Source organism: Neolewinella litorea (assembly GCF_004803465.1).
GTDB classification, from domain to species: domain Bacteria; phylum Bacteroidota; class Bacteroidia; order Chitinophagales; family Saprospiraceae; genus Neolewinella; species Neolewinella litorea.
The window spans coordinates 1-10,951 of sequence record NZ_SRSF01000019.1 but is presented as its reverse complement, the minus strand read 5'-3'; the positions used below and the strand labels follow the sequence as shown (position 1 = coordinate 10,951).

General features: G+C 47.3%; 13 protein-coding genes. 11 read left to right on the top strand and 2 right to left on the bottom strand.

Annotated elements, in window-relative coordinates:
• The 3 genes from E4021_RS18345 to E4021_RS17705 all read left to right on the top strand — a co-directional run.
• The coding region (locus E4021_RS18345) for a hypothetical protein (RefSeq protein WP_211097063.1) at positions 1 to 191 on the top strand (191 nt) is incomplete at its 5' end.
• Complete coding sequence (locus tag E4021_RS17710) at positions 184 to 963, top strand: hypothetical protein (RefSeq protein WP_136460810.1); 780 nt, start codon at positions 184 to 186, stop codon at positions 961 to 963. The genes E4021_RS18345 and E4021_RS17710, both read left to right, overlap by 8 nt.
• On the top strand, positions 956 to 1,975 hold the full coding sequence (locus E4021_RS17705) for a hypothetical protein (protein ID WP_136460808.1): 1,020 nt from the start codon (positions 956 to 958) through the stop codon (positions 1,973 to 1,975). The genes E4021_RS17710 and E4021_RS17705 overlap by 8 nt, the downstream gene beginning before the upstream one ends.
• Positions 1,976 to 1,991: 16 nt before the next feature.
• Here E4021_RS17705 and E4021_RS17700 read toward each other — a convergent pair whose 3' ends face one another.
• Positions 1,992 to 2,846 carry an aKG-HExxH-type peptide beta-hydroxylase gene (locus E4021_RS17700; protein ID WP_136460806.1) on the bottom strand — a complete coding sequence of 285 codons (855 nt, stop codon included), beginning with the start codon at positions 2,844 to 2,846 and terminating at the stop codon, positions 1,992 to 1,994.
• A 7-nt stretch (positions 2,847 to 2,853) separates the two neighbouring features.
• Positions 2,854 to 3,096, bottom strand: coding sequence for a hypothetical protein (locus E4021_RS17695; RefSeq protein WP_136460804.1), 243 nt, complete (start codon positions 3,094 to 3,096; stop codon positions 2,854 to 2,856).
• 813 nt (positions 3,097 to 3,909) lie between these two features.
• Between E4021_RS17695 and E4021_RS17690 the strand changes: the two genes are divergently transcribed.
• The 8 genes from E4021_RS17690 to E4021_RS17655 all read left to right on the top strand — a co-directional run bounded on the left by E4021_RS17690 (position 3,910) and on the right by E4021_RS17655 (position 10,656).
• Positions 3,910 to 4,854, top strand: coding sequence for a tyrosine-type recombinase/integrase (locus tag E4021_RS17690; protein WP_136460802.1), 945 nt, complete (start codon positions 3,910 to 3,912; stop codon positions 4,852 to 4,854).
• A gap of 46 nt (positions 4,855 to 4,900) precedes the next feature.
• The gene (locus tag E4021_RS17685; RefSeq protein WP_136460800.1) at positions 4,901 to 5,332 is read left to right on the top strand and encodes a hypothetical protein; all 432 of its coding nucleotides are present in this window, start codon (positions 4,901 to 4,903) and stop codon (positions 5,330 to 5,332) included.
• A 5-nt stretch (positions 5,333 to 5,337) separates the two neighbouring features.
• The gene (locus E4021_RS17680) at positions 5,338 to 7,785 is read left to right on the top strand and encodes a DnaB-like helicase C-terminal domain-containing protein (protein WP_136460798.1); all 2,448 of its coding nucleotides are present in this window, start codon (positions 5,338 to 5,340) and stop codon (positions 7,783 to 7,785) included.
• Positions 7,786 to 7,805: 20 nt separating this feature from the next.
• Positions 7,806 to 8,570: a ParA family protein gene (locus E4021_RS17675; protein WP_136460796.1), complete on the top strand. Its 765-nt coding sequence runs from the start codon at positions 7,806 to 7,808 to the stop codon at positions 8,568 to 8,570.
• On the top strand, positions 8,563 to 8,955 hold the full coding sequence (locus E4021_RS17670) for a hypothetical protein (protein ID WP_136460794.1): 393 nt from the start codon (positions 8,563 to 8,565) through the stop codon (positions 8,953 to 8,955). The genes E4021_RS17675 and E4021_RS17670 overlap by 8 nt, the downstream gene beginning before the upstream one ends.
• 22 nt (positions 8,956 to 8,977) lie before the next feature.
• The gene (locus E4021_RS18645) at positions 8,978 to 9,172 is read left to right on the top strand and encodes a helix-turn-helix domain-containing protein (RefSeq protein WP_136460792.1); all 195 of its coding nucleotides are present in this window, start codon (positions 8,978 to 8,980) and stop codon (positions 9,170 to 9,172) included.
• 63 nt (positions 9,173 to 9,235) lie between these two features.
• Positions 9,236 to 10,213, top strand: a complete 978-nt coding sequence (locus E4021_RS17660; RefSeq protein WP_136460791.1) for a hypothetical protein — start codon at positions 9,236 to 9,238, stop codon at positions 10,211 to 10,213.
• Positions 10,210 to 10,656: a COG3415 family protein gene (locus E4021_RS17655; protein ID WP_136460789.1), complete on the top strand. Its 447-nt coding sequence runs from the start codon at positions 10,210 to 10,212 to the stop codon at positions 10,654 to 10,656. Before E4021_RS17660 ends, E4021_RS17655 begins: the two co-directional genes overlap by 4 nt.
• The last annotated feature ends 295 nt before the right edge of the window (positions 10,657 to 10,951 follow it).

Here is a 10,951-nt window from a genome sequence, read left to right as displayed (position 1 = left end):
CTAAGGAAATGACAGCAAAGGACGCTAAACGGCTTCTGGTAAAGCTTTACGCTAGATACCGAAAGGGCGAAGTGACAGAAGCCGCGGCTTATAGAGAAGCCTTCCTCATAAACAGCATAGTAAAAGCCATAGAGGTTACGGACCTAGAGAGCCGCTTAGATTCAATAGAGCAAACCCTTACGAATGGCTAAGAAGAACATAGCTAGGCTATTGGAGAAGGGGAGCCATAAGCAGCGTGCTGCTCTCTTCTTCACAAACCTTTTAAACAAGGACGTTCCAGAGGGTGGGAGGAGCATCCTTACGAGGGAGGAGGAGAAGAAGCTAGATGATTCCTTCTCAACCCCTGGAGGAGCTACTGTTTACAACGAATATTTAAGGGCCTACGAGAACATACGTAAGCTTTACATGACTATACAGGCCGCTTCTAATGCCTATGCAAGAGACACCCTCTTTGAAACTCTTTTTTTAGAGAAATTTATCTATTCCCATAGCTATAAAGCTATGGCTATTAAGCTCCAAGCGTTGGATGACGAAAGGGTAAACGAGCTTTTGCCCCTTTATAAAACCCCCTTGGGGAGAGTAAAGAAAGACTCCTTGTCAACCAAGCAAAACTACAAAGAAGCTCTCCTCCTATTGAGGAAGAAGAGAGAGGGCTCTTTGTCAGACTTGAAAACGTTTGAGCTTGCTCTAAATACCCTAATGGAAAAGTACAGTTTTGGCGGAGCAACAGCCTTTAGGAAGTTCATTCATGGGATTATAGAGGACGGCACAAAGCACGAGAATGGTAGCTACTTGGCTCTCTTTGATTTTGTCCCTCTCAAACAGCCCGAAAATATTTCTTTCCTAAGGGCTTATTCAAAAAAAGAGCCTGCATTAAATGTGCTCTTAAGTATTAACTACTCTTTTACACGACTTAACGAAAGCCTCCTAAAAGAAGTAACATCAATCATAGGCGATGAGTAAAAAAGATAAGAAAGAGCACTCCCCTATTTCTAATTTCCCGACAGAAGAGCTAAGCTCCTCTCCTCTCTCTATTGGCTTCCTGCGAAGGGTAGAAACCAAGGAGGAAAGAAAGCTAGTGAAGCACTCAAACCACTTGCTTAATAGCAAAACATCTAGCGACCGATACGACCAGGAGAAACAAGGAGCTCTATCCCTCTTTGAAGGGCTCCCCCAGGAACGGCAGGGAGAGCTCCTAGAAGCAAAAGTTACCTTCGTTGGAGTAAGCCTTCAGCCTAACGAAGATCGGCTCCTAACGGCCGTCTTACGCCTGCTTAGTGACACTGAATACCAGGGCAACCAAAAGCCGCGCCGAGACAGATACAGCGAAGGAGGCCGGAAGGAATCCTACCCTGTTCTAGAAGTAACTCCTCATGCTCTCTTCTCTGCCTACGTCGCTAAGGAGGACTACTCCGGAAAAGAGCAGCAGAACGCGCTAAAAGCTCTTGGTGAGCTCTTGGATAAGAAGTTCTATTGGAGCTACTCACGGAAGGAAGATAATGGGAGCAAAAGCCACGTAAAACACTTAGGAAGCCTTATTACAGACTACAAAGAAGTAAACCGGGAAGACGGGAAGAAGCTCCTGGAGCTCACTATAAACCCTGTACTGGTTGACCAGATAGACACTCACTATGTACTTTACCCAGAGGACATAGCTAACCGGACAGCTCTCTTTTGCCCTGGTAAAGTTCTCCCAGCGGTAAACAGGTTAAGAGACTACTTAGCACTTCAGGTAGTTTACCAGAAACAGAAAGAGAGCATAGAGGTCAAAATAGGGTACGAGAAGCTCCTATATAAGCTGGAGCTAGATAAGTACATCAAGCGACGCGAAAGGAAGCGAGCAGAGGAGTACTTCCAAAGGGCAATAGACACTTGTAAGGCCGCTGGAGCTATTCTCTCCTTTGAGATCAAGGCCGGCCGGACAGGAGAGCCTACTTGCTGCTTTGAAGTAAGCACTAGCTGCGAGTTTTGGTAAAAAAGAGGCAATCCGATCAAGTCAAACCTAGCTGTCTTGACTTACCGAGAACGCTACCAATCAAGTCGTCTAGGTGCTTCTGACCGTTATCTGAGATGAAAGTTAGGTTCTGTCTCATATCGTTCAAAGAAGGGAAAAGAGGAATCAGTAGTGATTTTGCTTTATCAAACCGTCCAAGTTTTTCATAAAACTCAACTAAAGCATAAGCTACAAAAGCAGCATGATAAGATTTATCATAGCCCCTTTTCGTTCTTCTAATGGCACTAACAACAAGAGCATCATCTTCTGCCATTCTGGATGCACTATAAGGGAATATAGTATTGACCATGTCTTCTAAGAAGAGGCAATTGTGGACGAATTCATGAAGCAAGTTGTCTGCCCAATTCACATCTGTCCAATGTTCTTTGGGGGACAGCCATATCATTCCTACTCTTGAAGAGACGCTACCCCCATCGTATGAGTCACGCTTAGCGAAAAGCAATGCGTGTATCGTTTCAGCAAACTCTTCATAAATTTCTGGATACAATTGCTGAAACAGACCTAACGCCCTTTTTAAAGATTCGCTATACAAACCTATCTCATGGTTAGAAAACTTCCAATTCTCTTGGAAATGATCTTGATCCATAATGGCTAGTAGGCTCTTCTTAAACGTCCCGTTTTCAAGATTCCAAATTTCCTTGGGTGCTTCTCCTTCTTCTTCACTTAAGATCTCAGGAGACTGAAGTAGCCGTATAGACTGCCAATAGGTCAGATCCTGGATTTGAAATCGCTCTTTACAAATACTGACAAGTGTATCCCTATTGTGGCGTAACCTTTTAGGCTTAAGAAAGCCGATAGCTGTTGCGGTGTCCGCGTGTTCCAAGTGCACCATTAGGAGACTACTTTTTCAGATCCAAGTACATCTGAAGGTTTGAGATAGCAGCTTTTACAGTTGCATCCACGGCTGTTTTTATCTGCTCATCAGCTTCTTCCGCAATCTTCATCACCAAGGGTTTGGTTACTGCGTTTGCTATGTTCCCGTGGAGGATTGTGTACCTTTCTATACTTTCTTTTGCTAAAGCTGAAGAAAGTGCTGCCTTTTCGGATAGAACTCGTAGCTCCTCCATTCTTTCATTATCCATTGCATGAAGTATTTAAGTGAACGAATGATTGCTTAAATCGCTCTCTGGTTGAGCGAAATTTTACCAAGTCTATGGGAAAAAAAGCACAATCGCAATAGGCCTTTTCTTTTTTTTGAAAACTTTTTACTTCTTTTCCTGCCAGTGTGTAGTCGGACAGAAGCCCCTTATACTTAGCTGCTTTCGTTTTTGTCCCGCTGCCCCTTATTCAAGAGGACAAAAGGCAGTACTGTTTTACCGTACCACAGGGTGCAAATCACCGTACCACAGGGTGCAAATCACCGTACCACAGGGTGCAAATCACCGTACCACAGGGTGCAAACGTAATATGTATTATCTTGTTTTTCAGCCAATTATAAAGGTTTTTCAAAGTGTAAATCTATAAAGATTTAAATCTTTAAAGAGGCTGAAGCTCTTTAGGGAGCTTAGCCTCCTCTCTTTTCTACTCCAGAAGTTGCTCTCCTGACTCCCAAAAACGGAGAGAAGAGCAGGGGGATAAGCCCTCCAGTTGCATACAGTAGGGAGAACAAACAAAGAAGCGTAGCTAATATCGCCTTATTTGCCGCATAGGAGCCCCTGTAAGGCTGTTTCTCTACCTGTGTGGTATCATGGCCCACAAAACGTCTAAAACCTCTCACAGATCAACTACAGAGCAAACAGCGAAAAGGGGAGAGGGAGAGGGCCTGACTACGAGCACTATCTTTATGTATACCCTGTAAACACTGTAAACATTAGCTTGTTATAAATGTATACACTGTATACTATGTAAACATTAGTTTGTATCTTGCGGTGTAAACACTGTAAACAGTAAAGACAATGCTCCTCCAGACTACCACAAAAACAGAGCTACAGAGCCTAGAGAAGGGAGCTAAGACGGAGCTCATTATAGCTCGATTTATAGCAGAGCAGGACGTAAAGAGCAGCTCTAAACGGACTTATCAGAGAGGGTTAAAACAGTGGTTCTCCTGGGTAGAGGAGAAGCTTTTGCCACTTCCCCAAGTGACCAGAGCGGAAGTACTCCAGTACAAAACGGAGCTACTTGCTGGAGGGCTTAGCCCTCTTACCGTAGGCTCTTACCTTACCGTTCTACGCAAGTTCTACGAATGGACGGAGGCTAACAAGCTCTACCCCAACGTAGCTAAAGGAGTAAAGACTCCTAGACGGAAGAAGCAGTTTAAGAAGCAGCCCCTCTCCATCGAAAAGAGCAAGGAGCTCTTAGACCACTTCCAAGGAGCAGCCCTGCGAGACTACGCTATTGTAAACCTCCTTTTGAGAACGGGCCTCCGCACTATTGAAGCTGTAAGAGCAGACGTAAAGGACATCACTTACAAGCAGGGGAAGAGGGTTCTCCTTATCCAAGGGAAGGGAAGAGAGAGCAAGGACTCCTTTGTTATCCTTACCGACAAAGCTTACCAGCCGATAGCTAACTACCTAGAGAGCCGGAAGGGACACAAAGCAGGGGAGCCCCTCTTCACGTCTACCAGCAACAACAACAGAGGGGGACGGCTAACCACTAGAACCATATCCAGCATAGCAAAAGAAGGGCTACGGGCTATAGGCATAGACGCCAAGGAGTTTACTGCTCACTCTTTCCGACACACTACAGCGGTAAACATCTTACGAGCGGGGGGAACGCTGGCAAATGCACAGAGCGTGCTTCGCCACGAAAGCCCTGCTACCACCCAGATTTACACGGCTACAATAGAAGAAGAGATACGGCTAAAGGAGGCTCCAGAAGCTCTCTTGGATAGTGTCTTCTAGCTCACTGTAAACAGTGTAAACCTCCTAACTGTAAACAGTGTAAACAGTGGCAAACATCTACAATCGTAAGCAAGAGATAGGGAAGAGTAAGAGAGCTGGAGAGTTCCCCCCTCCCCCCCCTGCTAAAGAGCCTCCTAAGAAGCTAATAGCAGAGGAGCTCTGCTTCTACGTAATGGATGCAAAGAGCGGCTCCTTACTCACTGTATTCGCTGGGAAGTTTGATCTAGTAAGCCCCACTACGGGAGAGCCGTATAGAGCCCCCTCCCAGGATGAACGCTACCAGGTACAGCAACAGCTTAAGAAGGTTGCGGAACGGGCTTTCCCTTCCCCTGGAGAGTACAACCAAGAAGAGGGAGCAGAGGCAATAGCGATAGCTACGAGCTCTACTCTTACCAAGGGAGCCCAGGCTCTTTACCTCATCAAGTTTTGGAATCTTCTCCCATTAGGAGTCACTGTAACAAACAAAAGAGCACAGTAAAAAGAATGGACTACAAGCAAGTAACAGAGGAGCTAAAGAGGAGCCTGACGGTAGCGGAAGTAATTGAGAAACTGCCTGTTTCCTTAGGGCTTAAGCCTAGAGGAACAGACCGCTTAGTAGGTAACTGTATCACTGGACACAGCTCCAGCTCTGGAACGTGTTTCCACGTCTTTAGCGACTACTACCACTGTAAGAGCTGCTTTACTTCTGGAGACATCTTCCAGGCTGTTATAACAGCTAAAGGCTGCTCCTTCGCAGAGGCTAAGAGCTGGCTTATTGATGAGTTTAGAACCGACCTAGCACGTTATAACAAGGGAGGAGGAAGCGAGACACCAAAGGGCCTTCCTACGGGCTATGCGCTTAAGGGAATCCTCTTAGAGGAGCTTGTAAACAGGGGGAAGCAACTTCTCTACCAGGAAGAGGGGAAGGAGGTTCTGGAGTACCTCACAAAGAGCAGAGGGTACGAATTAGAGACGCTGAAAAAGACCGAATTTATCTACCTCCCCCCAGAGGAGGAAGCGAGGGCCTACCTCCTGGAGAAGTTCTGCGATACCGATACCAGCGAAGAAGTACGCAAGTACATAAAAGGAGGATGGGAGAGAGACGGGAACGGGAAGAACCAGTTTAAAGGGCTCCCTCTTGCTGGCTTCTACGGAGACAACTTCCGGTTAGCGTTCCCTTACCGCAACAGCTACGGCACCATAACGGGCCTTCTGAAAAGAGCTACAGCCCCTACAGGAGTAAGCGTTACCAGGAACGGCAAAGAGGTTAATGGGGTAAGATGGGACTCAACCCCAGGCACGTCTAAAGAAGATCTATTCAACCTCTACCGCTACCGGAAAGAGGAAGAGCTCCTCCTAGTAGAAGGCTACCCAGATGCTCTCTACTTTGCCGCCCTGGGTATACCTACAGTAGCGGTAGGTCAAGGGCAGCTCTCCCGAAAGCACTTAGACGCACTACGGCACAGTAGCGTAAAGCGGTTAACGATAAGTCTGGACAACGATGGGAAAGACAGAGGAGAGAGCTACACAGCAAAAGCTATAGAGCTTCTCCGAGAGCAAGCAAAAGGGCTTACAGTTAACGTAATCCCTCCCAAGGAACTAGGGGAAGCAGGGAAGGACTTAGACGAATTTTACCGGAACCAGGGGGAAGAAGCTCTACGGGCTTTCCTGGAGGAGGCTCCTGTTCCTTTCTACCTATACAAGCTCCAGGAGATAACCGATAAGCACGAAAGAGAAGGAGGGCTCTCTCATAAGCAGGTAAGCAATTACCTGGAGGAGTTAGTAGAGTACGGAACTTCACTCCCTGGAATGGAAAAAGGCCGCTTCTTCAAAGCAGCGGAGGAGTACACAAAAGGGGCTCTAGGGGTGACTGGAGCCGACTTTATAGAGGCAGCAAACAGCCTTCACGAGCGGAAGGAAGGAGAACAATTACAGACTAAGCTTTCCCGGCTCCAGACAGAAGCAAAGAAACTCCAGGAGGAAGGCTCCCCTTTGGAAGCCCTAGAACTTTTAGAGAAAGGAGTAGAAGAGGCCCGCCGGAAGATTGTAGGGAAGCCTGTAGAGCTTCACTCCTGGGAGGACATTATAGAGGACTTTACAAGGGAGGAGGACGCTCTCACGACAGGCTATGCAAGCTTAGATAAATGGGTAAGAATCCCCAGAGCTGTAAACACGGTAATAGCCGGAAAGCCTTCTCACGGGAAGACCACTTTTATGCTAAACCTTTGCTACAGGATGGCGAAGGAATACCCAGGGGAGAGTTTCTTCTACTTCTCCTATGAAGAGCCCAGGGCAAAACTCTACACTAAGCTTATTAGCCTCATGATCGCGGAGCAGGTAAACCCTTCCCAGGGTAACCTAGAGTACCTCCGCTACTACCTACGAGAGCAGAGAAAAGACAATGATAAAATAGAAAGAGCAAAGAAGAAGCTGGAGGAGCTAGTAGACACAGGCCGGCTCCAGATACTCTCTACCCCTTACACCTACGAAGAGGCCCGTCCTATAATCACACAGCTAAAGGGCTTAGGCCGCCCTGTAGGAGCTTGCTTCTTTGACTACATCCAAAAGATACCAGGGGAAGGGAAGGACATAAGGAACCGGATAGTAGGGGCCTCTGGAGAGCTTCTTAAAGCGGCTAACGAATCTGGAGCCGCCGTTGTCCTGGGGAGTCAGTTTAACAGAGCTGGGGCGGATAAAAAGGAGCCACAGCTTAGCGACTTAAACGAGAGCTCTTCTATAGAGCAGGACGCTTCTTTAGTCCTTAGCGTGCACAACTTCTCTATGGACATTACGGAGGACGAAAGAGAAAGCAGCGGACAAGCACCGGAAGAGTACGAGCTCAAAATTAAGGTACTTAAGCAGCGGGAACGTGGGAACGTAGGCCGCTCTGTTACACTAGACTTTAACGCCCCTCTCCAGCTTATCACAGACCCCACAGAGGACAACCTGTAAACACTGTAAACAGTAATCACATGAGCATAACTATAGCGGTAGCAAATTTCAAAGGGGGAGTAGGGAAAACAACATCTACAATCAATTTAGGAGCAGCCCTCCAGGAGGCGGGGAAGAAGGTGCTCTTAGTAGACTTAGACGCACAGTACAACCTTACGCAAAGCTTAGGTTTGGAGGGAGACTCTTCCCAACTGTACAACGCGCTTAGCCAAGGGACAGCCCTAGAGCCCGTAGAGGTATCAGAGGGCCTTTATTTGATTCCCTCCAGCCTGGAGCTCATAAAGGCAGACATAGAGTTAAGCAGCCGCTTTAAACGGGAAGAGATACTCTCCACGCTCCTTAGGCCGCTTACCAGTTCTTACGACTACATCTTACTTGATTGCCCCCCCTCTCTAGGAGTACTTACGCTTAGTGCTTTTGTAGCTGCTCACTTCCTTATTGTGCCTATAGAAGCAGAGTTCTTAGCTCTAAAGGGGTACACGGTACTAAGCGAGGCTCTTTCCTCCATTGGGCTCCAGATAGACCGTGTATTTGTTACCAAGTACGACGGGCGAAAAGTCCTTAACAGGAATGTACTCCAAAGCATTAAGGAGAATCTGGGGGAGCGGGCCTTCTCTACGGTCATAAGGGAAAACGTATCAATAGCAGAGGCTCCAGCTACCGGTCTCCCTGTAACTAGTTACCAGCCTACCAGCTACGGAGCAGCCGACTACAGAAACCTAGCAGCAGAGCTCCTCCAGTTCACCACAAGCGAAACACAAGCAAAGCAGTACAGCCATGAGTAAGAAAGACTTTACCGGAAACTTTAACTCCCTCCTGGGAACGTCTCCTGCCCAAAAGAAGCAGCCCTCTGCTAAAGAGGAAGCGGCCTCCCCTAACCAATTAGAGGTTGTTCCTGCAAAGGAGGAAAAGCCTGTAACCAGTAAGCGAAGCCCCTCCCCAAAAAAGAGGGGCCGCTCTAAAGCTTCTAAGAAGGCTCCTGTAGACTCTACTAGGGAAGGCACTAAAGAGGGAGAGAAGCGGGCCTCCTTCATTGTCAAAGAAGAGGCTGTAGCAAAAATCAAAAGGATAGCCTACCAAGATCGGAAGAACATCAAGGAAGTAGTAGCCGAAGCCCTCTCTGCCTACTTAGAGGCCTGGGAAGCGGAGAACGGAGCTATAGAACTGTAAACACTGTAAACCCTATCAACAAATGAAGCAAGTACTAGAAGTAAGCCTCTACAACGTAACAGAAGCAGCCGCCCTCCTGGGAGTCTCTCCTCAAACAGTCCGAAAGTACATAAAGGAGGAGCGGCTACAGGCTCAACGAATCGGAAGGGGCCTCTTCATAGCAGAGCCCAGCCTTAAATCTTTCCTCCAGGGAGCGGTTAACAATAGTAGACAATAACACAGCTTCAGTAAAGGCCTTTTAGACGGTCTACTTCCATAAATTCTACATTGCAGAAGTTGAATGATAGACGCTAAAGACATTGCCAAAGACTACCTAAAGAGGGACATAAAAGAAGAACCCTCTTTAGTGCTTCTTAGCCGTAGAAAAGCAGAGGCCTTCTGCGAAGAGTACAACCTTACTCCAGAGGAAGAGGTACGCTTCTTTGAACTGATAGCCGCTTTTGAGCAAGTAGGAACGGAGAGCCCGTTCCCTCTGGCTTCTATAGACAGTGACTACAGGAAAGCTAAAGCTATTGATAGAAGCGGCGCGGCGGGTGTTCTGTACGACTACGTAGGGAAGCTAAGCAGAGAAGAAATACTAGCCTCTTGTAATGAAGAGCGCCTAGTAGCATACTTCATAGAACTTGAAGAGAGAAAGCAGGCTATCCTAATAGCTGCTCTCTACCTCCAGGAAGGTCTTCTATCCTGGGAGCAGGTTTACACTACTGACCACGCGCACTTATCTGGTTTAAGGACGGATAGCATAGACTTCTCTCATATGTTCGTGGCCATAGCGGAGCTGGTAAAGGGAGGGCCTATTAAGACTAGTGAGGAGCTTCTAGACCTTACCGGGTATGATCGGTACTTAGAGGAAGAACCCTCTCTAAAGGAGCTGGTAGATTGTGGCGGGCTATTCCACACAGCGGGGCTCTACCGCTACAGGGAAGAGCTGAAGCGGAAAATGAGAAGAGGGGCTACCTACAAGCAGCTTCTAGCGGTTAAGCCCTCTTCCTTCTTCCTGCCTAACGATCTATCCAAAGTAGACTCTTTATACAACGGGCAGTACTACGATGAAGACAAAGGGGGAATGGCAACTAGTTCAGTTTTTGCCTACAAAAGCAAGGAGGAGATAGTAGCCGCCCTTATAGACACCCACTTGATAAGTGGGCCAATGAATCAGAAGACGAACAACGGCTACCTGGTAGAACTGTACTCTACAGGCCTAGAGATTCCTTTCCAAGAGTTACTAGAAATATCCCTCAACAACAATAAGATATGAGGACGAACCAGCAAGCAGCGCAATTTATCCAGGCACGAGCAGAGGGGAAGAGCTTCAGCTCTATAGCGAAAACTCTACAGGTTAGTAAGCAAACGGCTATTAACTGGAGCAAAGAGCTGGAGGAAGAAATAGCTACTAGGAGAGCCATAGAGCTAGAAGCACTTTATGAAGAGTACCGACTCACTAAGGAAGGAAGACTCCAACGGTTGGGATCTCTTCTGGAGCGACTCCAAAGGGAAGTAGAAGAGCGGGACTTGTCGGATGTTCCAACAGACAAGCTTATAGCTCTCCTCCTAAAAGCAGCAGAACAAGCAGAGAAGGAGTCCACTCCTCTATCCTTCAAAGACACTGAGGAGCAAAGAGAAGAGCGAGAAGAGCGACTCCTTCTAAAGGAGCTCTCCAGAACCGAAACTGTACCAAACTTTGACTACTATGGAGGCTAAGGAAATGACAGCAAAGGACGCTAAACGGCTTCTGGTAAAGCTTTACGCTAGATACCGAAAGGGCGAAGTGACAGAAGCCGCGGCTTATAGAGAAGCCTTCCTCATAAACAGCATAGTAAAAGCCATAGAGGTTACGGACCTAGAGAGCCGCTTAGATTCAATAGAGCAAACCCTTACGAATGGCTAAGAAGAACATAGCTAGGCTATTGGAGAAGGGGAGCCATAAGCAGCGTGCTGCTCTCTTCTTCACAAACCTTTTAAACAAGGACGTTCCAGAGGGTGGGAGGAGCATCCT